Raw genomic sequence first — 22,654 nt, forward strand, 5'->3', positions numbered from 1 at the left:
GGACGGTCGTGACAGTCGCGACAGGGCAGCGGGCAGTTTGGCCGTCCCGTACGAAGGGCCACTGTCGATTCTGCCTCACTGTACGGTCACGCGTGCGCCCCCGTTCAGACCCGGACGCCGCTCCTCAGGTCCACCAGCAGGGGCGGCGCGTGTTCGCCCTTGACCGTCGTCAGGGAGAGGACGGCGTGACCGGCGGGCACCCCGTGCGCCAGCTCGGAGGCGGACCAGCGCTCACGCTCCACCTGCCGTACGGTGACCGCCCGCGCGGTGGGCGCCTTGCCCGTGATCACCCGGCGTACGACGTGCAGCGCCTTGCCGGCCGGGGTCTCCGCGATGATCTGCCGGTCGGTGACGTCCCGGGCCTCGGTCCACTCCTTGCCCCACACCTCGGCGAAGTCCTGCCCGTCCCAGGGGGTGAGGCCGGCGAAGGCCATCCGGCAGCCGGCGGCGCCGAGCAGCGGACCGCGCAGCGGGCGGGGTACGTCGTCGAGCGTACGGAGGGTCAGCGCGACGCCCGCGTTGGTCGAGCGCAGCCGCTGGATGCCGCGCACCGCCTCGGGGGTGACGACGCCCGTAGCGTCGTCCAGGAGCAGGCAGGCGAAGAGCGAGCGGTCGTCCCGTACGGTCACGCTCGCCGTGAACTGGGCGAGCACCAGGCGGGCCAGGATGCGGGAGGCGTCGGCGTGGCCGCGCTCGGGCAGGTCGATGCGGACCCGGACCGGGTGGTCGAGGGCCCTGAGGGAGAAGGGGCGGGTCTGTCCCGAGGTGTCGAAGAAGCCGGCGAACGCCGGACGGTCGAGCAGGGCGATGCGGTCGGCGAGAACCGCGCCCACGTCGCCGGGGTGGCCCATCTGCCGTTCCCGGGCGTCGAGTTCGCGCAGCAGCGACTCGTGTCCTGTGGCGCCGAGCCCCTTGCGGAGGGCGGCCAGCGGGCCGGCCGCGCCGTCGAGGAGCTGGCGGAGCTCGGGTACGGAGGGGAAGCGGCCGTGCACCGCCCTGAAGGGGCCGAGCAGCTGGGCGAGGACGGTGGTGGAGCGGCGGCTGTCGCTGCCGGGGTGCGGGTCGGCGAGGTCGCCGACGAGGGCCTCGGCGAGTATGGCGGCGGCTTCGTCGGGGTCGGTGGTGCCGCCGTACAGGTCGAGGTCGTAGACGGACTCGGGGTGGGCGATGCGGACGACGACGTCGTAGGCGTCGGCGGGTCCGAGCCCGGCGCCGGCCGCGCCGACGACGACCACGGAGGCACGCCCGGCGAGCGCGTGCAGGCACAGTGACTCGGCGAGCGGGCGGACCAGGGAGCCGGTCTTGCCGGAGCCGGCCGGGCCGACGGCGAGCAGGGAGGTGCCGAGCAGGTCGGGGCCGAGGGCGAGGCCGGTGCCCCGGTAGTGGTAGGGGTTGCGGGGGTCGTCGGCCGTCGTACCCAGCCGGACCTGGCCGGTCACCAGGTCGTGCCGGGCGTGCCGGGCGGGCAGGTCGCGTTCGCCGGAGGGGTGCAGGCAGGCGGCGGCGCCGTCCTTGACGACGGCGGCGCAGAAGGCGGCCATGCCGTGCCGGCCGCTCTGCACCCCCTGCCAGGCACGGGCGATCCGGGCATGGTCCACGTCCCGCATCAGCCCGCCACGCGCCTCCCCGGCCAGTCGATCGGCGGCCTCGTGCGCGCCGGCCTGCCGGAGGTACACGAATTCGGCGGGGTCCTGCTCGGGGGCGGGCGGCCGCTCGGCGGCCGGCCTGGCCGGGCTCCAGGCGGGCGGGCCGTAGCGGCGCCAGACCTCGCCCCAGCGGCCGAGCCGGCCGACGACGAGCGCGATCGCGAGGGCGATCAGCGCGTAGTAGCCGTACCAGAGGAACGCGTTGCCCACGGCGTCGTCGCTGTGCCGCCAGGAGTCCGGGGTGAACAGCTCCAGCGGGACCACCCACCAGCCGCCCAGGTAGCCGTTCCACAGCAGCGACCAGAGCAGCCAGCCGACCAGGAACGCGATCAGCGCGCCGCTCAGCAGCTGCCTGGCCGGGATCGCCTCGGGTTCCTCGGTGGGCCGCGCCCGGTACCCGAACCGCCACACCCCCGGGGCCGCCTCCGGCCGGGGGGTGCGCAGCCAGCCGAGGAAGGCCGCGCCGTCCGGCAGCGGGGGCACCGTCGGCGGTGCCGTCGGCCGCGGCGGCACCGAGAAGGTGCCGGCCGGCCCGGCGGACGCCTCGGTCGGTACCGCGGACGCCTCGGCCGGCGCGGCGCCCGTGTCCTGCGGTCCCGCCGGACGGGGCACAGGATTCGCATGCGTGCCCCGGGCGTCCCGCGTCCCGTCGCTGTCCATCGCTCTCGCTCCCTGACCAGCCGTTCCGTCCACCGTCAGCGGCCAATCTAACGCTCACCCCAAGGGAGTTCACCGCTTACGCGGCCGAGGAGCCTCGCGGTCCGGCCACGGTCCCTCCCGCTGCCCTATGTCCATGACGGACAACGCCACGGCCCGACAACGCCCACATGGAGCATGCCCACCTCCCACACCCGGCCCTAGCCTGCGAAGAAAGAAGGAAAGCGTCCGAAAACGCACCGCCGGAGTCACCCGGAAGACCACTCGGTCCGCAGCCGGGACTCGCCGGTTCGCACGATTCACCAGGGAGCCCCCCATGACCGCACTTCCGCAGGAGCGCCGCGTCGTCACCGCCATCCCCGGCCCCAAGTCGCAGGAGCTGCAGACCCGCCGTCTCGCCGCGGTCGCGCAGGGCGTCGGCTCCGTGCTGCCGGTGTTCACCACCCGCGCGGGCGGCGGCATCATTGAGGACGTCGACGGCAACCGTCTGATCGACTTCGGTTCCGGTATCGCGGTGACCAGCGTGGGCGCCTCCGCGGAGGCCGTCGTACGCCGGGCGAGCGCCCAGCTGGCCGACTTCACGCACACCTGTTTCATGGTCACTCCGTACGAGGGCTACGTCGAGGTCGCCGAGGCGCTCGCCGAGCTGACCCCCGGCGACCACGCCAAGAAGTCCGCGCTGTTCAACAGCGGTGCCGAGGCCGTCGAGAACGCCGTCAAGATCGCGCGTGCGTACACCAAGCGGCAGGCCGTGGTCGTCTTCGACCACGGCTACCACGGCCGTACGAACCTCACCATGGCGCTGACCTCCAAGAACATGCCGTACAAGAACGGCTTCGGGCCGTTCGCGCCCGAGGTGTACCGGGTGCCGGTCGCCTACGCCTACCGCTGGCCCACCGGCCCGCAGAACGCCGGTCCGGAGGCCGCCAAGCAGGCCATCGACCAGATCTCCAAGCAGATCGGCGCCGACAACGTCGCCGCGATCATCATCGAGCCGGTGCTCGGCGAGGGCGGCTTCATCGAGCCGGCGAAGGGCTTCCTGCCCGCGATCAGCCAGTTCGCCAAGGACAACGGGATCGTCTTCGTCGCCGACGAGATCCAGTCCGGCTTCTGCCGGACCGGCCAGTGGTTCGCCTGTGAGGACGAGGGGATCGTCCCCGACCTGATCACCACCGCCAAGGGCATCGCGGGCGGTCTGCCGCTGGCCGCCGTCACCGGCCGCGCCGAGATCATGGACGCCGCCCACGCCGGCGGCCTCGGCGGCACGTACGGCGGCAACCCGGTCGCCTGCGCCGGTGCGCTCGGCGCCATCGAGACCATGAAGGAGCTCGACCTCAACACCAGGGCGAAGAACATCGAGGCGATCATGAAGCCTCGCCTGACCGCGATGGCCGAGAAGTTCGACGTCATCGGTGACGTGCGCGGCCGGGGCGCGATGATCGCCATCGAGCTGGTCAAGGACCGCGCCACCAAGGAGCCGAACCCGGAGGCGACCGCCGCGCTCGCGAAGGCCTGCCACCAGGAGGGCCTGCTGGTCCTGACCTGCGGCACCTACGGCAACGTGCTGCGTTTCCTGCCCCCGCTGGTGATCGGCGAGGACCTCCTCAACGAGGGCCTCGACATCATCGAGCAGGCCTTCGCGCGGATCTGAGCCACCGGGCTCCGCCGGGCCCCGCCAGGGGGCCCGGTCCCGTGCGTCACCGCCGCCCCGGCCGTCCCGTCCGGTGGGATGTGGGAGGCTTGGGCGGCTCCCGTCAGGCCGTGTGAAGAAGGTGTGCGAGGTGGATGGCGGGACGCGATTGCGCCTGTCGCCGTGCCGCACCCTGCCGTAGGTTCTGAGCAGATGAGAGATACACCCCGCCCACAGGGGACTGTGGGCGACTTCAGGACGGGGCCTCCCCAGCTTCGACCTGGTCGTGCCCTCGCGCACACAACCGGGGCCTCCGGCTCCGGATCTCCTCACCGATCGGACGGTCGCCCGCCCCAAACCCCCCGGGGCGTGCGGCGTTCCGGTCCGGACGGCCGCCTCGGAACCACCCCCCCTGTTCCGGGGCGGCCGACCTCCTTTCTTCTCCTCCTCGCGGGACTCATGGGCCTTCCGGCCGTCCTCTTCGCGCTGATCACCTGGCAGGTCGTGGCGCACGGCCCCCTGCTGCGCCTGGACAGCCGTCTGAGCAGCGCCCTGGTCCACCCGGACCGGTTCTCCTCGGGCCTCTCCGACCTCGGGAACGTACAGGTCGCGGTCCCGGTCCTGGTGATCGCGATCGCCTACGTGGGCCGGCGCGGCCGTACCGCCGGCACGGACCGCTGGTGGCTGCCGCCCACGGCGGCGGCCGTCCTGATGGCCCTGGTCCCCGCGATCGTCGTCCCGCTCAAGGACTGGACCGCCCGCCCGGGGACCCCCGTGGTGCCCCCGGCGGTCGGCTACTTCCCCTCCGGCCACACGGCGACGGCCGCGATCGCGTACGGCTCCGCGACCCTGATCCTCCTCCCCTGGCTGCCCTCCGCGCGAGCCCGCCGACTGGCCGTCGGGAGCTGCGCGGCCCTGGTCCTCGGCGTCTCCTACGGTCTGGTCCGCCGCGGCTGGCACTGGCCGCTGGACGTGCTGGCCAGCTGGTGCCTGGGCACGATCATGCTGACGGCGCTGGCCCTGCTGCTCAGCCGAAGTAGGCGTCGAAGTTCTTCTGGAACTCCCAGTTCGCGTACCGGTCCCAGTTGACCGACCAGGTCATCAGGCCGCGCAGCGCGGGCCAGGTGCCGTGCGTGGTGTACGAGCCGCAGTTCGTCTTCTTCGTCAGGCAGTCCAGGGCCTTGGTGACCTCGGACGGCGCCACGTAGCCGTTGCCCGCGTTGGTCGACGCCGGCATGCCGATCGCGATCTGGTCGGGGCGCAGCGGCGGGAAGACGTTGCCGGCGTCGCCCGCCACCGGGAAGCCGGTGAGCAGCATGTCGGTCATGGCGATGTGGAAGTCGGCGCCGCCCATGGAGTGGTACTGGTTGTCGAGGCCCATGATCGGGCCCGAGTTGTAGTCCTGGACGTGCAGCAGGGTCAGGTCGTCGCGGAGGGCGTGGATGACCGGGAGGTACGCCCCGCAGCGCGGATCCTGGCCGCCCCACTTGCCGGTGCCGTAGTACTGGTGGCCCATCTGCACGAAGAAGGTCTCCGGCGCCATGGACAGCACGAACTTCGAGCCGTAAGTGGCCTTCAGCGTCTTCAGCGCGGAGATCAGGTTGACGATCACCGGGGTCGTCGGGTTCCTGAAGTCCGTGTCGTTCGCGTCCAGGGAGAGCGAGTGACCCTCGAAGTCGACGTCGAGGCCGTCGAGGCCGTAGGTGTCGATGATGTTCGAGACGGAGGAGACGAAGGTGTCCCGGGCGGCGGCCGTGGTGAGCTGGACCTGGCCGTTGGCGCCGCCGATCGATATCAGCACCTTCTTGCCCGCCGCCTGCTTGGCCTTGATCGCCGCCTTGAACTCGGCGTCGCTCTCCACGTTCGGGCACTCGGTGACCGGGCAGCGGTGGAAGCGGATGTCGCCGGAGGTGGCGGAGGTCGGCTCGCCGAAGGCCAGGTCGATGACGTCCCAGCTGTCGGGCACGTCGGCCAGGCGGGTGTAGCCGGAGCCGTTGGCGAAGGAGGCGTGGAGGTAGCCGACCAGGGCGTGGGTGGGCAGGCCGGTGGACCCACCGGAGGACCCGGCGGCGGTCGTGGCGGACACCGCGGCGGACCTCGCCGACTCGCCGGCGCCGTTCAGGGCGGTGACCTGGAAGCTGTACGCGGTGGACGGGGACAGGCCGGTCACGGTCGCCGAGGTCCCGGTCGCCGTCCGGTCCTTCACCCCGTCCCGGTAGACCGCGTAGCTCGTCGCGCCGGTGACCGCGGTCCAGGACAGGGCCACGCCGGTGGACGTGACGGTGCCGGTCCGCAGCCCGGTGGGCGCGGCGGGCGGCTGGCCGACGGGGGCACCCGGGCCCACGAGTGACACGTCGTCGGCGTAGTAGGCACCGGTGCCGTACCAGCCGTGGGTGTAGATCGTGACCTTGGTGGTCGAGGCGCCGGTGGTGAAGGCGGTGGTGAGTTTCTGCCAGTCGGGGGCGGACTGGGTCCAGGTGGAGACGTCGGTGGTGCCGGTGCCGCTCGCGCCGAGGTAGACGTAGGAGCCGCGGGCGTAGCCGGACAGCGTGTACTGGGCACCGGGCTGGACGGTCACCGTCTGCGCGCACTGGGCGTAGTCGCTGCCGGCCGGGGTTGCCTGGAGTGCCGAGCCGCCGCTGTGCACGGGCGAGCCGACCGTCGTACCGGCCGTGCAGGTCCAGCCGGTGAGGCCGGACTCGAAACCGCCGTTGACGACGAGGTCCGCATCGGCCGCACGGGCGGCCGACGAGAGCGCGGTGACACCGGGCAGGGCCAGCAGCAGAGCCGTGAGAAAGGTGAGGACAGGTCTCGCGCGAACCACAAGTGCCTCCGGGGGTGGGGGGCTTGGAGGTGGAGTGCGCACTCAACTTGGTCCAGACCAATTCACCTGTCAAGAGCTACGGCCCTTCACAACCGCCCGCACAACAGCGCCCCGAAAGGGGCGCGGGGCTGTGACATGTGCGGCTCCGCCGCGTGGGCGCGAACAACCCCCACCCACCCGCGGCCGACCGACAATCCGCATACGAACGGCGCCTAGTCACCGTCGGCCGGGCCGGCGGCGGCCTCGTGCATCGCCAGCTCCAGCAGCGCCGGATCCGTCAGCGTCCCCGACCCGTCCGGCGTCACCAGCCACCGCACGCCGTGGGCCGACCGCCCGGGGTGCGGCACCACGATCCAGGTGCCGGCCCCCGCCGCGCGGATCCCCGTGCCCAGCCACCGCGCGGCCGTGCCGGGCGGTACGAAGAAGCCCACCCGGTGGTCCCCGAAGTCGACCAGGACGGGCCCCGGTCGGTCGAGGACGCGGGTGAGCACGTCGAGGGTGAGACCGCCGAGCTCGCCCGGCAGGATCAGCACGTCCCAGGCCCTGCCGGCGGGCAGCAGCGCGACCCCCAGGGGGTTGCGCTCCCACTCCCAGCGGCAGGACTCGGGGTCCGGTGCGACGGATGCCAGCCATTCGACCGCCGTTTTCGCCCCAGTCATCAAGAGGACCTCCCGATCCGACTCGTGGACGCGGGCGTCGCGTCCACGAGGAGAGAGGGAGGTCCTGCGGGAGCATTACGCGGGTTTCACCGACCCGGTCGGGTGACCCGGGTCACCTCCCGGGCCGTCAGCTGTCGGACCGTCACCTGCCGGCCCGTCACCTGCCGGGCCGTCAGCTGTCGAAGCCGAGGCCCAGCCGGTCCATGGCCTTCAGCCACAGGTTCCGGCGTCCTCCGTGCGCGTCCGCGCGGGCCAGCGACCACTTGGTCAGGGCGATACCGGTCCAGGCGAACGGCTCGGGCGGGAACGGCAGCGGTTTCCTGCGGACCATCTCCAGGCGGGTGCGCTCGGTGTCCTCCCCGGCCAGCAGGTCCAGCATCACGTCGGCGCCGAACCGGGTCGCGCCCACGCCGAGGCCGGTGTACCCGGCCGCGTACGCCACCTTCCCCTGGTGCGCGGTGCCGAAGAACGCCGAGAAGCGGGAGCAGGTGTCGATCGCGCCGCCCCAGGCGTGGCTGAAGCGGACGCCCTCCAGCTGCGGGAAGCACGCGAAGAAGTGGCCGGCGAGCTTGGCGTAGGTCTCCGGGCGGTCGTCGTACTCGCGGCGCACCCGGCCGCCGTAGTGGTGGACGGCGTCGTAGCCGCCCCACAGGATGCGGTTGTCGGCGGAGAGCCGGAAGTAGTGGAACTGGTTGGCGGAGTCGCCGAGTCCCTGCCGGTTCCGCCAGCCGATCGCCTCGAGCTGTCCGGCGGTGAGCGGCTCGGTCATCAGGGCGTAGTCGTAGACCGGGACGGTGTAGGCGCGGACCCGCTTGAGCAGGTTCGGGAAGATGTTCGTGCAGAGCGCGACCTGCCGGGCACGGACCACGCCGTACGGGGTGCGTACGGCCATGCCGGCGCCGTACTGCTTCAGTTCGAGGGCGGGCGTGTGCTCGTACACCCGGACGCCGAGGGCGAGGCAGGCCCGCTTGAGGCCCCAGGCGAGCTTGGCCGGGTTGAGCATGGCCACGCCCCGCCGGTCCCACAGGCCGGCCTCGAAGGTGGGTGAGGCGACCTGGGCGCGCACGGCGTCGGCGTCGAGGAACTCGATGTCGTCCGCGAGGCCGTGCTGTTCCAGTTCCTTGTAGCGGTCGCGCAGTTCCCACGCCTGGTAGGTCTCGGTGGCGACGTCGATCTCACCGGTGCGTTCGAACTCGCAGTCGATGCCGTGCCGGGCCACGGCGGCCTCGATCTCATCGAGGTTGCGCAGGCCGAGCTCCTGGAGCCGGTGGATCTCCCCGGGCCAGCGGGCGAGCCCGTTGGACAGCCCGTGGGTGAGGGAGGCGGCGCAGAAGCCGCCGTTGCGGCCCGAGGCGGCCCAGCCCACCTCGTGGCCTTCCAGCAGGACCACATCGCGCCCGGGGTCGCGCTCCTTGGCGTTGAGCGCGGTCCACAGTCCGCTGTACCCGCCGCCGACGACCAGCAGGTCGCAGGTGTCGGCGCCGGTGAGCGCGGGCTCGGGGTGGGGCTTGCCGGGGTCTTCGAGCCAGTACGCGACCGGCTGTGCTTCAGAGAGTGACGTGGTCCAATCTGCCTGACGGCTCATGGCGCTTGGGGCCATGATTTCCAACTCCCTACAGAGTCAATTAAGTGGTTATGCCTTTTGCCGGTTGCGGCGGTTCGTGATGAGCATCGACGTCAGGACGAACAGTACGGCGACCAGGAACATGGCCGTACCGATGACGTTGATCTGGACGGGCGTGCCGCGCTGTGCCGAACCCCAGACGAACATGGGGAAGGTGACGGTGGAACCCGCGTTGAAATTGGTGATGATGAAATCGTCGAAGGAGAGCGCGAAGGACAGCAGCGCGCCCGCCGCGATTCCGGGGGCCGCGATGGGGAGGGTGACCCTGAGGAACGTCTGCGCCGGTCCGGCGTAGAGGTCCCGGGCGGCCTCCTCCAGGCGCGGGTCCATCGACATCACGCGCGCCTTGACCGCGGTGACGACGAAGCTGAGGCAGAACATGATGTGGGCGATCAGGATGGTGTAGAAGCCCAGCTGGGCGCCCATGTTGAGGAAGAGCGTGAGCAGCGAGGCCGCCATCACGACCTCGGGCATCGCCATCGGCAGGAAGATCAGCGAGTTCACGGCGCCGCGGGCGCGGAAGCGGTAGCGGACCAGCGCGAAGGCGATCATCGTGCCGAGCACGGTGGCGCCGATCGTCGCCCAGACGGCGATCTGGAGGCTGATGGAGAGCGAGCCGCACATGTCGGCGACCCCGCACGGCTGCTTCCAGGCGTCGAGTGAGAACTGCTGCCATTCGTAGTTGAAGCGCCCCTTCGGTTTGTTGAAGGAGAACACCGTGACAATGATGTTCGGAAGGAGCAGATATCCGAGGGTCAGCAGTCCCGCGATGACGACGAGGTTTTTCTTGAGCCAGTTGACGAAGGGCATTTAGACCAGGTCCTCCGTCCCGGACCGGCGAATGTAGATCGTGACCATGGCGAGGATCGCCGCCATGAGGATGAAGGACAGGGCTGCCGCCGTCGGGTAGTCCAGGATGCGCAGGAACTGCGTCTGGATCACGTTTCCGATCATGCGGGTGTCGGTCGAGCCGAGGAGTTCGGCGTTGACGTAGTCACCGGCCGCCGGGATGAACGTCAGCAGGGTGCCGGAGACGACGCCCGGCATCGACAGCGGGAAGGTGACCTTCCGGAACGTCGTCCACGGCTTGGCGTACAGGTCGCCGGCGGCCTCGTGCAGCCGTCCGTCGATCCGCTCCAGCGAGGTGTAGAGCGGCAGGATCATGAACGGCAGGAAGTTGTACGTCAGGCCGCAGACGACGGCCAGGGGGGTGGCCAGGACCCGGTCGCCGGCCGTCCAGCCGAGGACGTCGGTGACGCTCAGGACGTGCAGCGAGTTCAGTACGTGCACGACCGGGCCGTTGTCGGCGAGGATCGTCTTCCAGGCCAGGGTGCGGATCAGGAAGCTGGTGAAGAACGGCGCGATCACCAGGATCATGATCAGGTTCCGCCAGCGTCCCGCGCGGAAGGCGATGAGGTAGGCCAGCGGGTAGCCGAGCAGCAGGCACAGGACGGTGGCCGCGGCCGCGTAGAAGACGGACCGCAGGAACTGCGGCCAGTACTCGCTCAGCGCGTCCCAGTACGTCGCGAAGTGCCAGGTGACCTTGTAGCCCTCTTCCAGGGAGCCCGTCTGGACCGACGTGGACGCCTGGTAGATCATCGGCAGCGCGAAGAAGACGACCAGCCAGAGGATGCCGGGCAGCAGCAGCCAGTACGGGGTGAACCGGCCGCGTCTGCGCGGGGGCTTCTTCGCCTCGGGTGCGGTGGGCGCCAGGGGCGGCGGCGCCTCGGAGAGCGTGGCCATCAGACGGCCTCCTCCTCGGTGCCGGCGTCGATGTCCTGGGCGGCGTCGAGACCGAAGGTGTGGGCGGGGCTCCAGTGCAGGACCACGTCGGCGCCGGGGACGAGCCGTCCGTCGCGCTCGACGTTCTGCACGTACACCGCGAACTCGGGGCAGACCGCGCTGTCGATGACGTACTGCGTGGAGACGCCGATGAAACTGGCGTCGGCGACCTTGCCGGTGATCCGGTTGCGGCCCTCGGGGATGGTGCCCGCGTCGTCGGCGTGGGTGAGGGAGATCTTCTCGGGCCGGATCCCGACCAGCACCTTGCCGCCGGTCGTGGTGGGCGCCGAACATCGCGCCTCGGGCAGCACCAGCTTGCCGTCGCCGGCCTTGAGCACGATGTCGTCGCCGTTCTTCGTGTCGACCTCGGCCTCGATGAGGTTCGAGGTGCCGAGGAAGTTCGCGACGAACGTGGTGTTCGGGTTCTCGTAGAGGTCGGCGGGCGAGCCGAGCTGCTCGACGCGTCCCGCGTTCATCACGGCGACCGTGTCGGCCATGGTCATGGCCTCCTCCTGGTCGTGCGTGACGTGGATGAAGGTGATGCCCACCTCGGTCTGGATGCGCTTGAGCTCCAGCTGCATCTGACGGCGCAGCTTGAGGTCGAGGGCGCCGAGCGGCTCGTCGAGGAGGAGCACCTTGGGGTGGTTGATGAGGGCGCGGGCCACCGCGACGCGCTGCTGCTGGCCGCCGGAGAGCTGGTGCGGTTTCTTACGGGCCTGCTCGCCGAGCTGGACCAGCTCCAGCATGTCCTCGACCTGCTTCTTGACGCTCTTGATGCCGCGCCTACGCAGTCCGAAGGCGACGTTCTCGAAGATGTCGAGGTGCGGGAAGAGGGCGTAGGACTGGAAGACCGTGTTCACCGGCCGCTTGTACGGCGGCAGGTGGGTGACGTCCTGGTCGCCGAGGTGCACGGTGCCGCTGGTCGGCTCCTCCAGGCCCGCGATCATGCGCAGGGTGGTGGTCTTGCCGCAGCCCGAGGCGCCGAGGAGGGCGAAGAAGGAGCCCTGCGGCACCGTCAGGTCCATCGGCTGTACGGCGGTGAAGCCGTTGTCGTAGGTCTTGCCGATGCCGGTGAGGCGGACGTCGCCGCTGCTGTCTTTCGTCATGGTGTCGTCACGCCCCTGTGAGCTTCGCGAACTTCTGCTGGTAGGCCGTCTCTTCCTTCGAGCTGAGGGCCCTGAAGGCATGGGACTTGGCCTGCATGGCCTTGTCGGGAACGATCAGCGGGTTGCTCGCCGCCCCCTTGTCGATCTTGGCGAGGTACGGCTGCACGCCCGCGACCGGGCTGACGTAGTTGACGTAGGCGGAGAGTTCCGCGGCCGGCTGGGGCTCGTAGTAGAAGTCGATGAGCCGTTCGGCGTTCGTCTTGTGACGGGCCTTGTTGGGGATCATCATGTTGTCGGTCGACGTCATGTAGCCGCTGTCCGGGATGACGTAGGCGACGTCCGGGTTGTCGGCCTGGAGCTGCACGATGTCGCCGCCCCAGGCGACGCAGGCGGCCAGGTCGCCCTTGCTGAGGTCCGAGGTGTAGTCGTTGCCGGTGAAGCGGCGGATCTGTCCCTTGTCGACGGCCTTCTGCAGGCGGGCGATCACGGCGTCGTAGTCGTCGTCGCCGAACTTCGCCGGGTCGATGCCCATGTCGAGCATGGTCATGCCGACGGTGTCCCGCATCTCCGTGAGCAGTCCGACCCGGCCCTTGAGCGCGGGGTTGTCGAGCAGGTCGGAGACCGACTTCACCTCGACGCCGTTCAGCGCCTTCTTGTTGAAGGCGACGACGGTGGAGATGCCCTGCCAGGGGTACGAGTAGGCGCGGCCGGGGTCCCAGTCGGGGCTGCGGAACTGGTCGGACAGGTTGGCGAAGGCATGCGGCAGGTTGGACGCGTCCAGCTGCTGGACGTAGCCGAGCCGGATCATCCGGGCGGCCAGCCAGTCGGTGAGGACGATCAGGTCCCGGCCGGTGTCCTGGCCGGCGGCGAGCTGCGGCTGGACCTTGCCGAAGAACTCGTCGTTGTCGTTGATGTCCTCGGTGTACTTGACGGTGATGCCGGTCCGCTTGCGGAACTCGTCCAGCGTGGGATGGGTCTTCCCGCTGTCGTCCACGTCGATGTACTCGGGCCAGTTGGAGAAGTTGACCACCTTCTCCTTGGCCGAGTGGTCGTCCGCGGAGACCCCGCCCTGGGTCTTGCCGGCCGCGGGGATGCCGCAGGCGCTCAGCGCCCCGACGCCGCCCACCGCGAGCGCGCCGCCCAGGAACGAACGGCGGCCCAGGGCGGCCCGGCCGGTGCGTAGGCTGCGCCGTATCGCGGCCATTTCGACCGGGGTCGGGCGGTCGGGCTCGTACTGCCTCATGCGCTTGATGCCCTTTCGGGAAGACGGCCGTTCACCGAGCGGCCGGAGGTATGACTATCGGTCCCCGAAGATCGTGCGGTGCCAGTCCTTCCGAGCCACCGCCGTGTTGTCGAACATTACGTGCTTGACCTGGGTGTACTCCTCGAACGAGTACGCCGACATGTCCTTGCCGAAGCCGGACGCCTTGTAGCCGCCGTGCGGCATCTCGCTGATGATCGGGATGTGGTCGTTGACCCATACGCACCCCGCCTTGATCTCACGGGTCGCGCGGCCCGCGCGGTAGACGCCGCCGGTCCACGCGGAGGCGGCCAGTCCGTACGGGGTGTCGTTGGCCAGCCGGATGCCCTCATCATCAGTGTCGAACGGCAGCACGACCAGCACAGGACCGAAGATCTCGGCCTGGACGATCTCGCTGTCCTGCGGCGCGTCGGCGATCAGGGTCGGCCGGTAGTACGCGCCGCTCTTGAGCTCGTCCTGCGGGGGCTCGCCGCCGGTCACCACGCGCGCGTAGCCGCGCGCCCGTTCCACGAAGGCGGCGACCCGGTCCCGCTGCGCGTGCGAGATCAGCGGCCCGAGGTCGGTACCGGGAGCGAACGGGTCACCGAGCCGGACGGTCTCCATGAGCATGGCCGTCCGCTCCACGAAGGCGTCGTAGAGCGGCCGCTGCACGTACGCGCGCGTGGCCGCCGTGCAGTCCTGCCCGGTGTTGATCAGCGACCCCGCGACCGCCCCGTGCACCGCGGCCTCCAGGTCGGCGTCGTCGAACACCACGAAGGGCGCCTTGCCGCCCAGCTCCAGGTGGAGGCGCTTGACGGTCGCCGTGGCGATCTCGGCCACCCGCTTGCCGACGCCGGTGGAGCCGGTGAAGGAGGTCATGGCGACGTCGGGATGGCCGACGAGGTGCTCACCGGCCTCCTTCCCGGTCCCGGTGACGATGTTGATCACACCGTCGGGGATCCCGGCCACGGTGGCGGCCTCGGCGAAGAGGAGCGAGGTGAGCGGGGTGAGCTCGGCCGGCTTGAGCACGACCGTGTTGCCCGCGGCGATCGCCGGGAGGATCTTCCAGGCGGCCATCTGGAGCGGGTAGTTCCAGGGCGCGATCGACCCGACGACCCCGATGGGCTCCCGGCGGACGTACGACGTGTGGTCGCCCGAGTACTCCGCCGCCGCCTGCCCCTGGAGGTGCCGGGCGGCGCCCGCGAAGAACGCGGTGTTGTCGATGGTCCCCGGCACGTCGAACTCGCGCGTCAGCTTCAGCGGCTTGCCGCACTGGAGCGACTCGGCGCGGGCGAACTCCTCGGCGCGGTCGGCGAGCACGGCGGCGAACCGGTGCAGCGCGTCGGACCGCTCACCGGGGGTCGCCCCGGCCCAGCCGGGAAAGGCGTCCCGTGCGGCGGCCACGGCCGCGTCCACGTCCGCCGCGCTCGCCAGCTCGTAGGTGTACACGTCCGTGCCGGTGGCCGGGTCGACGACGGCGTGCGTACGGCCCGACGTGCCCTGGGTGAACCGTCCCGCGATGTACTGCGCGCCGCCGGCGAGCCGCTCCTGCGCGGGGAAGGTCTCCGGGGTGGCGGTGCCCGGGTTGTCCATGTCGCTTCTCCTCCGCCGTGCGCCCGTCCCGAGAGGCGGGTGGCGTAGCTCCAGCTCGATTTGACTGCCGATCCTGACAGAGCAAGGGGAGTCCAACAAGTGATTCCGTTGTTGCCTTTTGGTTACGCGACGGAATCTGTCGACCAGGTGTCGAGTGGGAACGGAAAAGGCGGGACGGAGTGTCAGTGGTGCCTGCCAGACTGGCGTGCATGGTGGAGATCGATTCTGTGGAAGCCCTGATCAGGGCGGTCCGGGCGGGGGCCAGGATCAAGTACCTGCACTTCTGGGGGCACCGGCCGCGGCCGGACGGCCAGGTCTCGGCGAGCTGTCTGAGTCAGTGGTGGCCGTCACCCTTCGTGGTCGACGGTGTCGAGTACGCGACCGCCGAGCACTGGATGATGGCGGCCAAGGCGAGGCTTTTCGCGGACGCGGAGGCGGAGCGCCGGGTGCTGGCGGCCGCGCATCCCGCCGAGGCGAAGAAGGCCGGCCGTCTGGTCCGGGGCTTCGACGAGGCGACCTGGCAGCGGGAGCGGCTGGGGATCGTGACCGAGGGCAGCGTGCACAAGTTCGCGGCCGACGCCGGACTGCGGGACTTCCTGCTGGGCACGGGTGACCGCGTCCTGGTGGAGGCGAGCCCGGTGGACCGGGTGTGGGGGATCGGCCTGGCGGCGACGGATGCGGGGGCGGACGACCCGGAGCGGTGGAAAGGGGCGAACCTCCTGGGGTTCGCGCTGATGGGGGCGAGAGAGCGACTGCTGGCGGACGGGACCGGCCCCGGGTGAGGGTGCGGGACCGTACGTGCGTACGGCCCCGCGTCCCGACTTCCTCGTAGCTAGCTGCGCGTCTCGGCGAAGACGATCAGTGCGATGAACGCGGCGGCCAGCACCAGCCCCGCCGACCCGCAGATGATCCCCGCCAGCGCCTGCCCGGGGTTCGTGGCCTCCCCGCGCCTGACCCGCGCCCGCCCGAGGACGCCGAGGACGATCCCCAGGATCCCGGTGACCAGTGCGACCGGCGTCAGGCAGAACCCGATGGCACTGATGATCCCGGTGACCATGGCGGCCGTGCCCATCCCGTTGTTGGGCGCGGCCTGCATCCCCGGCCAGCCGCCGTACCCTCCGGGCCCGCCCGGATACGACGGCAGCGGAGGACCGGGGTACCCGTAGCCGGGGCCCGCGGGCACCGTGCCGGGAGCGGGCGCGCCCGGGTAGCCGTACGGCACCTGCCCGGGCCCGTCGGGGGCGATGGGCGGCGGAGGCACGGCCGCGCCGACCGGAGGCACCGGCGGGGCATAGGGGTGCGGCGCGTCGTGGGCACCGGGCGGGGCGTAGGGGTGCGGCGCGTCGTGGGCACCGGGCGGGGCGTAGGGGTGCGGCGCGTCGTGGGCACCGGGCGGGGCGTAGGGGTTGGTCTGCGACTCCGTCGGGGCGGGGGGCGGGGGCGCGAAGGGGGTGGGGGACGGCACCGGAGGGGTGGCCGACGGCGGCGCGAAGGGGTTGGGGCCGGGCGCGGGGGGCGGGGCGGTCGGTGCGGCGAAGGGGTTCGCGGCGGACGCCGGAGGGGTGTTCGGTGGCGCGGCGACCGTCCGCTGGTCGTGGAGCGACGGTGCCTGCGTCCCCGGAGTGTCCGGGCCGGCGGACAGCGCCGTCTCACCGGGGCCGCCCGCGGGCGCGGGTGCGGCCCATCGCCGCGAGGCGTCGCCGGTCACTGCGGCGTCCGCCGCCCGCCCGGCCCCCTCCCCCGCTTCCGCGCCCTTGTCCAGCCGTATCCTCGGAGCCCCAGGCGCCTCGTCAGCCATCTGTCGGTGTCCCCTCTCCCACGCGCGTGCCGCCCGTCATGCTAAGGCCCGGTCATGTCGAACACCGGTCCGGCCTACGATGACCCCGAACCACCGATCAGCCGATCACCGCGCAGGGCGCCAGCTCACGGCCGTACCGCCGCCACCGGCGGCCCCCGCGCCGTTCCGGGGAGGAACCCTTGACCGACCGCCACGCCGAACCCGCCGCCCCGCGCGACCTGCACGCCTTCGTGGCCGGGCTGCCCAAGGCCGAACTGCACGTCCACCACGTCGGCTCCGCCTCCCCCCGCATCGTGTCGGAACTGGCCGCCCGGCACCCCGACTCCAAGGTGCCCACGGATCCCGAGGCGCTGGTCGACTACTTCACGTTCACGGACTTCGCGCACTTCATCGACGTCTACCTGTCGGTCGTCGACCTGATCCGCACGCCCGAGGACGTCCGCCTGCTCACCTACGAGGTGGGCCGCGAACTGGCCCGCCAGCAGGTGCGCTACGCCGAGCTGACGATCACCCCGTTCTCGTCCACCCGGCGCGGCATCGACGCGCGGGCCTTCATGGACGCGATCGAGGACGCGCGCAAGGCGGCCGAGGCCGAGTTCGGGACCGTGCTGCGCTGGTGCTTCGACATTCCCGGCGAGGCGGGTCTGGAGGCCGCCGAGGAGACGGTACGGCTCGCGACCGACGACCGGCTCCGCCCGGAGGGCCTGGTCTCGTTCGGTCTCGGCGGTCCCGAGATCGGGGTGCCCCGGCCGCAGTTCAAGCCGTACTTCGACCAGGCGGTCGCGGCCGGTCTGCACTCCGTCCCGCACGCCGGTGAGACCACCGGTCCCGGAACGGTCTGGGACGCCCTGGTCGAGCTGGGCGCCGAGCGCATCGGCCACGGCACCAGTTCCGCGCAGGACCCGAAGCTCCTCGCGCACCTCGCGGAGCACCGGATCGCGCTGGAGGTCTGCCCGACCTCCAACATCGCCACGCGCGCGGTCCGCACCCTGGAAGAGCACCCGATCAGGGCCTTCGTGGACGCCGGTGTCCTGGTCACGGTCAACTCCGACGACCCGCCGATGTTCGGCACCGACCTGAACAACGAGTACGTCGTCGCCGCCCGTCTCCTCGGCCTCGGCGAGAACGGCATCGCCGACCTCGCCAAGAACGCGGTCGAGGCGTCCTTCCTGGACCAGCCGGGCAAGGCGAGGATCTCGGCCGAGATCGACGCGTACACGAAGGCGTGGCTCGCCCCCTGACGTACCCGATGCCGTGGCTCGCCCCTGACGTACCCGATGCCGTGGCTCGCCCCTGACGTACCCGACGGGCGAGGTTCGCCCCCTGACGGGCCGACGGTCTCCTGCGGGGCCCTGAGAACATGGGCTCATGCAGACCGTGACCGCCGTGGCCCATCGCGGCGACCCCTACCGTTTCCGTGAGAACACGCTCGACTCGCTGCGTTCCGCGCTCCGCCGGGGCGCGGACGCGGTGGAGATCGACGTACGCCTCACCCGTGACGGCGTCCCCGTCCTCCTGCACGACGCCACGCTCAAGCGGCTGTGGAAACACGACCGCCCGCTCAACGCCCTGTCGGCGGACGAGGTCCGCGGTCTCACGGCGGGGGGCGTCCCGACCCTCGCCGAGGCGCTGGCGGCCACGGAGGGCGGCCGGGTGATGATCGACCTGCCCGGGGGCCCGAGCGAGCGCGCGGTGGCCAGGATCGTGGCCGTGGTCCGGGAGTGCGGTGCGACGGACCGCGTCTTCTACACGGGGGACGCGTCGGCGATGCTGGCGGTGCGCGCGGCGGACACCGCGGCGGAGATCGCCCTGACCCGCACGACGCTGGCCCCGACCCGTCCCGTGCTGCTGGCCGCGATCCGCCCCCGCTACCTCAACTACCGCTTCACCCTGCTCGACCACGCCCTGACCGAGCACGTCCACCACACGGGCCACCTGGTCTCCTGCTGGACCCCGGACACCCGCCGCTCCCTGCGCCGCCTGCTGGACATGAACGTCGACTCGATCACGACCAACAGAGTGGACCTTCTCGACGCCCTGCGCTGAAGCGCGCCCACCGAGGGCGCGGGCCCACGTCCGGCACCCGCGTCACGTACCGCGAAGCCGGCGCCGCGTCGGTCCCGTGCCCCCCTCTCCCGGCAGGGCGGTTGCGGGCGTAGCATGTGAACGAAACTGTTTCGTTCAGGGAACGGACCTCGCATGGAACCTCGCGTGGAACCCCGCAGGGAGAAGACCGTCTCCGTACTCGTCGTCAACGACCAGTCCCTCCAGCGCCTCGCGCTGCGCATGCTGCTGACCGCCGAGCCGGGACTGACGGTCGTCGGGGAGGCGGCGGACGGGGACGAGGCGATCCGGGCGAGCGCCGCACTCCGTCCCGACGTCGTGGTGATGGACAGCAGGCTGTCCCGGGCGGACGCCACCGACACCATCCGGCGCATCAGCCGCCCGGCCGATCCAACCCACCCGGCCCATCCAGCCCACACGGCCCATCCAACCCACCGGGCCCATCCAGCTCATCCAGCCCACCCGGCCGCCCCGGCCGCCCCGGCGCACACTCCGGGGATCCCCCGCGAGCAGCCGTTCGCCACCCGGGTGCTGGTGCTGACCGCGGCCGACCGGGAGGCCGACGCCTGGGCGGCGCTGCGGGCGGGGGCCGCCGGCTTCCTGCTCAACGACGCCGACCCGGCCGAGCTGACCGCGGCCATCAGAGTGGTGGCCACCGGGGACGCCGTGATCACGCCCGGGCTGACCCGCGCACTCATCGACGCCGTCCGCCAGCAGCAGACCGTCCGCCCGCTCCCCCGCACCTCGGGGATCGGCACCCTCACCCAGCGCGAACGGGACGTCCTGATCGCCGTGGCCTCCGGCTGGACCAACGCCGAGATCGCACAATGGCTGTCCATCGCCCCGACCACCGTGAAGACCCACGTCAGCAACGTCCTGGGGAAGATCGGGGCGCGCGCCCGCGTACAGGCGGTCACCTTCGCCTACGAATCGGGACTGATCCGGCCGGCGGCCTGAGGGCCACGGGGGGCGGGCAGCCGGCGTGCGGGGCGGCGCCGCCCGGACGGACCTGCCTCGCGTGGCGCACGGGCTGACGCAACGCGCCCGGCGAACCTGTCGCCCGGAAGCGTCGAACGCGCAGGTGGGCTGCCATCCATGCTGTCGGCTCATGGATCACCGCCTTCACAGGCATTGGACGTATGCGTTCCGTCGGTCGAGGGTTGTGGACGGCACGGATTCGCCGGAAGTGACAAGGAGCCGAGCATGACCACCCAGTGGAACGCCGACGAAGGCCGCCTCGAGACCACCGCCCGCGGGCGCGCCGTCCTCTCCCAGCCCCGCCTCAACCGGGGCACCGCCTTCACCCCGGAGGAGCGGCGGAAACTGGGCCTGGTGGGGCTGGTGCCGCCGGCGGTGCTGACCCTGGAGCAGCAGGCCGAGCGGGCGTACCAGCAGTACGCGGCGCAGCCGACGGACCTGGCCAAGAACGTCAATCTCACCGCCCTGCACGACCGCAACCAGGTGCTCTTCTACCGGCTGCTGGGCGACCACCTCGAAGAGATGCTGCCGATCGTCTACACCCCGACCGTCGGCAGGGCGATCCAGCGCTACAGCTACGAGTACCGGCGCCCGGCCGGGGTCTACCTGTCGGTGAACGCGCCGGAGGAGATCGAGGGCGCGCTCACCGCCTCCGGCCTCGGCCCGCACGACGTCGACCTGATCGTCGCCACGGACGGCGAGGCGATCCTCGGCATCGGCGACTGGGGCGTGGGCGGCATCGACATCGCGGTGGGCAAGCTCGCCGTGTACACGGCCGCCGCCGGCATCGACCCGAACCGCACCCTGGCGGTCATGCTGGACGTCGGCACAAACCGCCAGGAACTCCTGGAGAACCCCCTCTACCTCGGCAACCAGCACCCGCGCGTGGACCGGGCGACCTACGACGCCTTCATCGACGCCTACGTCACCACCGCCCGCCGCCTCTTCCCCGACGCCCTCCTGCACTGGGAGGACTTCGGTCCGGCCAACGCCCGCCGCATCCTGGACCGTTACCGCCCGCAGGAGTTCACCTTCAACGACGACGTCCAGGGCACCGGCGCCGTCAACCTCGCCGCCGTGCTCTCGGGCGTGAAGGCCAGCGGCACTCCGCTGCGCGAACACCGGGCGGTGGTGTTCGGCGCGGGCACCGCCGGGATCGGCATCGCGGACCAGCTGCGGGACGCCATGGTCGCCGACGGGCTGACCGCCGAGGAGGCCGGCGCCCGCATCTTCGCCGTCGACCGGTACGGCCTGCTCACCGACGACCAGGAGGACCTGCGCGACTTCCAGACCCGCTACGCCCGCCCGGCCGCCGAGGTGGCCGACTGGCACCGGGACGAGAAGGTGGGCGGCATCGCGCTGGCCGAGGTCGTCGACCGGGTGCGGCCGACGGTGCTGATCGGCACCTCGGGGCAGGGCGGCGCCTTCTCGGAGGACATCGTCCGCACGATGGCCGCGCACGCCGAGCGCCCGATCATCCTGCCGATGTCCAACCCGACGGACCTGGCCGAGGCGGTCCCCGCCGACCTGCTGGCCTGGACGGACGGTCGGGCGCTGATCGCCACCGGCAGTCCGTTCCGGCCGGTCGAGCAGGACGGGGTCGTGTACCGGATCGGGCAGGCCAACAACGCGCTGGTCTTCCCCGGGCTCGGGCTGGGCTCGATCGTCGCGCGGGCCACCCGGGTCACTGACGGGATGCTGGTCGCCGCCGCGCACGCCGTCGCGGACCAGACCGAGGCCGACGGTCCCGGAGCGGCGATCCTGCCCCTCCCCGACCAGCTGCGCGAGACGTCGGTGGCCGTCGCGGTGGCGGTGGCCCGCGCGGCGGACGCCGACGGGGTGGCCCGCGCCACGGTGGACGCCACGATCGAGGACCGGGTCAGGGCGGCCATGTGGCAGCCGGTGTACCCGCCGGTCGAGGCCGTCTGAGAACCCCGGCACGGGACCAGACCCGACACGGGACCAGACCCGACACGGGACCAAACCCGACACGGGACCAAACCCGACACGGGACCAAACCCGACACGGGACGCTTCCCGGGCTGGCCGGACCACGACGGCGAGCCCGCTGCCGAGCACGGCCCGCGCGGGCGAGACGCAGCCGGGAGAATAGGACGATGGATCTTGAGATACTGCGCTCCTTCCGGGCCGTGGCCGAGGGGGTGACGGTCACCGAGGCCGCGGCCGACGCCCACATCACCCAGCCCGCCCTCTCCCGGGCGCTGCGCAGGCTGGAGGGCGAGGTCGGCGCGGAGCTCTTCCAACGCGTCGGCCGGGTCCTGCGACTCACCCCGGCAGGGCGGGTGTTCAAGGAGTACGTCGACACCGTGCTGGACGGCTACGACCGGGGCCGGCGGGCGGTGGCCGAGGTCGTCGACCCGGACACCGGCGTGGTCTCCCTGGCCTTTCTGCACACCCTGGGCACCTGGCTGGTACCGAGGCTGGTCACCGGGTTCCGGCAGCGTTTCGCCGCGGTCCGGTTCGAACTGCACCAGGCCGACGAGCACGGCCTCGCCCAGCACCTGCTGGACGCCACCGCCGACCTGGTCATCACCGGCAAGGATCCCGGGCACCCGCTCATCACCTGGCGCCGGCTGCTGGTCGAGCCGCTGTGGCTGGCGGTCCCGGCCCGGCACCGGCTCGCGCAGCGCCGGCGCGTCCGGCTGGCCGAGGTGGCGGCGGAGCAGTTCATCGTGCTCAAACCCGGATACGGCCTGCGCAGTGTCACCGAGTCCCTGTGCCGGCAGGCCGGGTTCGCTCCGGTGGTCGGTTTCGAGGGCGAGGAGGTGGAGACGCTGCGCGGGCTGGTCGCGGCCGGGCTCGGGGTCTCCCTGATCCCGGCCGCGCCGGACGCCGCGGCGGCCCCGGAGACCAACCCGGACCTTCCCATCCGCTACCTCAGCCTCACCGACGTACCCGCCGCCCGCGACATCGGCATCGCCTGCCTGGCCTCCCGCACCCTGCCGCCGGCCACCCGCCGCTTCGTCGACCACGCGCTGCGCACGACGGCCGCGATGAAGGAAAAATGATGGTTTCGATGAGGGGCAATTGATG

18 protein-coding genes are annotated in these 22,654 nt (G+C 71.6%); 8 read left to right on the forward strand and 10 right to left on the reverse strand.

Annotated features, from left to right (window positions below; genetic code table 11):
- Window positions 1–104: 104 nt before the first annotated feature.
- Complete coding sequence (locus AB0958_RS23030; RefSeq protein ID WP_366892332.1) at window positions 105–2,306, reverse strand: ATP-binding protein; 2,202 nt, start codon at window positions 2,304–2,306, stop codon at window positions 105–107.
- A 313-nt stretch (window positions 2,307–2,619) separates the two neighbouring features.
- Here AB0958_RS23030 and gabT point away from each other — a divergent pair, with 313 nt between their 5' ends.
- Window positions 2,620–3,954, forward strand: a complete 1,335-nt coding sequence (gabT, locus tag AB0958_RS23035) for a 4-aminobutyrate--2-oxoglutarate transaminase (protein ID WP_132889867.1) — start codon at window positions 2,620–2,622, stop codon at window positions 3,952–3,954.
- Between the two features lie 192 nt (window positions 3,955–4,146).
- Window positions 4,147–5,022 (forward strand): phosphatase PAP2 family protein, encoded by an 876-nt coding sequence (locus AB0958_RS23040; RefSeq protein WP_366892333.1) that lies wholly within the window; start codon window positions 4,147–4,149, stop codon window positions 5,020–5,022.
- Here AB0958_RS23040 and AB0958_RS23045 read toward each other — a convergent pair.
- The 8 genes from AB0958_RS23045 to AB0958_RS23080 all read right to left on the reverse strand — a co-directional run bounded on the left by AB0958_RS23045 (window position 4,961) and on the right by AB0958_RS23080 (window position 14,761).
- Window positions 4,961–6,757: a glycoside hydrolase family 18 protein gene (locus AB0958_RS23045; RefSeq protein ID WP_366892334.1), complete on the reverse strand. Its 1,797-nt coding sequence runs from the start codon at window positions 6,755–6,757 to the stop codon at window positions 4,961–4,963. The two genes, AB0958_RS23040 and AB0958_RS23045, sit on opposite strands and share 62 nt — an antisense overlap.
- A gap of 212 nt (window positions 6,758–6,969) precedes the next feature.
- Window positions 6,970–7,416, reverse strand: coding sequence for a hypothetical protein (locus AB0958_RS23050; RefSeq protein WP_366892335.1), 447 nt, complete (start codon window positions 7,414–7,416; stop codon window positions 6,970–6,972).
- A gap of 172 nt (window positions 7,417–7,588) precedes the next feature.
- A complete protein-coding gene (locus tag AB0958_RS23055; protein ID WP_366892336.1) occupies window positions 7,589–9,016 on the reverse strand; it encodes an FAD-dependent oxidoreductase in 1,428 nt (475 codons plus the stop codon).
- Window positions 9,017–9,049: 33 nt separating this feature from the next.
- Complete coding sequence (locus tag AB0958_RS23060) at window positions 9,050–9,850, reverse strand: ABC transporter permease (RefSeq protein WP_366892337.1); 801 nt, start codon at window positions 9,848–9,850, stop codon at window positions 9,050–9,052.
- Entirely contained in the window at window positions 9,851–10,783 is a 933-nt protein-coding gene (locus tag AB0958_RS23065) for an ABC transporter permease (protein WP_366892338.1), read from the reverse strand.
- The gene (locus AB0958_RS23070; RefSeq protein WP_366892339.1) at window positions 10,783–11,928 is read right to left on the reverse strand and encodes an ABC transporter ATP-binding protein; all 1,146 of its coding nucleotides are present in this window, start codon (window positions 11,926–11,928) and stop codon (window positions 10,783–10,785) included. The genes AB0958_RS23065 and AB0958_RS23070 overlap by 1 nt, the downstream gene beginning before the upstream one ends.
- Before the next feature lie 7 nt (window positions 11,929–11,935).
- The gene (locus AB0958_RS23075; protein ID WP_366892340.1) at window positions 11,936–13,171 is read right to left on the reverse strand and encodes a spermidine/putrescine ABC transporter substrate-binding protein; all 1,236 of its coding nucleotides are present in this window, start codon (window positions 13,169–13,171) and stop codon (window positions 11,936–11,938) included.
- A gap of 54 nt (window positions 13,172–13,225) precedes the next feature.
- Window positions 13,226–14,761 (reverse strand): gamma-aminobutyraldehyde dehydrogenase, encoded by a 1,536-nt coding sequence (locus AB0958_RS23080; RefSeq protein WP_366892341.1) that lies wholly within the window; start codon window positions 14,759–14,761, stop codon window positions 13,226–13,228.
- A gap of 209 nt (window positions 14,762–14,970) precedes the next feature.
- Between AB0958_RS23080 and AB0958_RS23085 the strand changes: the two genes are divergently transcribed.
- Window positions 14,971–15,543: an NADAR family protein gene (locus AB0958_RS23085; protein WP_366892342.1), complete on the forward strand. Its 573-nt coding sequence runs from the start codon at window positions 14,971–14,973 to the stop codon at window positions 15,541–15,543.
- 50 nt (window positions 15,544–15,593) lie between these two features.
- Here AB0958_RS23085 and AB0958_RS23090 read toward each other — a convergent pair whose 3' ends face one another.
- Window positions 15,594–16,559, reverse strand: coding sequence for a DUF4190 domain-containing protein (locus AB0958_RS23090; protein WP_366892343.1), 966 nt, complete (start codon window positions 16,557–16,559; stop codon window positions 15,594–15,596).
- Window positions 16,560–16,663: 104 nt separating this feature from the next.
- Here AB0958_RS23090 and AB0958_RS23095 point away from each other — a divergent pair, with 104 nt between their 5' ends.
- From AB0958_RS23095 to AB0958_RS23115, 5 genes are all read left to right on the forward strand, one after another.
- A complete protein-coding gene (locus AB0958_RS23095) occupies window positions 16,664–17,800 on the forward strand; it encodes an adenosine deaminase (protein WP_366892364.1) in 1,137 nt (378 codons plus the stop codon).
- Window positions 17,801–17,927: 127 nt separating this feature from the next.
- The gene (locus AB0958_RS23100; RefSeq protein WP_366892345.1) at window positions 17,928–18,605 is read left to right on the forward strand and encodes a glycerophosphodiester phosphodiesterase; all 678 of its coding nucleotides are present in this window, start codon (window positions 17,928–17,930) and stop codon (window positions 18,603–18,605) included.
- 153 nt (window positions 18,606–18,758) lie between these two features.
- On the forward strand, window positions 18,759–19,580 hold the full coding sequence (locus AB0958_RS23105) for a response regulator transcription factor (protein WP_366892346.1): 822 nt from the start codon (window positions 18,759–18,761) through the stop codon (window positions 19,578–19,580).
- Window positions 19,581–19,826: 246 nt separating this feature from the next.
- Window positions 19,827–21,530 carry an NAD-dependent malic enzyme gene (locus AB0958_RS23110; protein ID WP_366892347.1) on the forward strand — a complete coding sequence of 568 codons (1,704 nt, stop codon included), beginning with the start codon at window positions 19,827–19,829 and terminating at the stop codon, window positions 21,528–21,530.
- 187 nt (window positions 21,531–21,717) lie between these two features.
- A complete protein-coding gene (locus AB0958_RS23115) occupies window positions 21,718–22,629 on the forward strand; it encodes a LysR family transcriptional regulator (protein WP_366892348.1) in 912 nt (303 codons plus the stop codon).
- Window positions 22,630–22,654: the final 25 nt, after the last annotated feature.

It is taken from the genome of Streptomyces sp. NPDC006655 (assembly GCF_040703965.1).
In the GTDB taxonomy this organism is placed as follows: Bacteria; Actinomycetota; Actinomycetes; order Streptomycetales; family Streptomycetaceae; genus Streptomyces.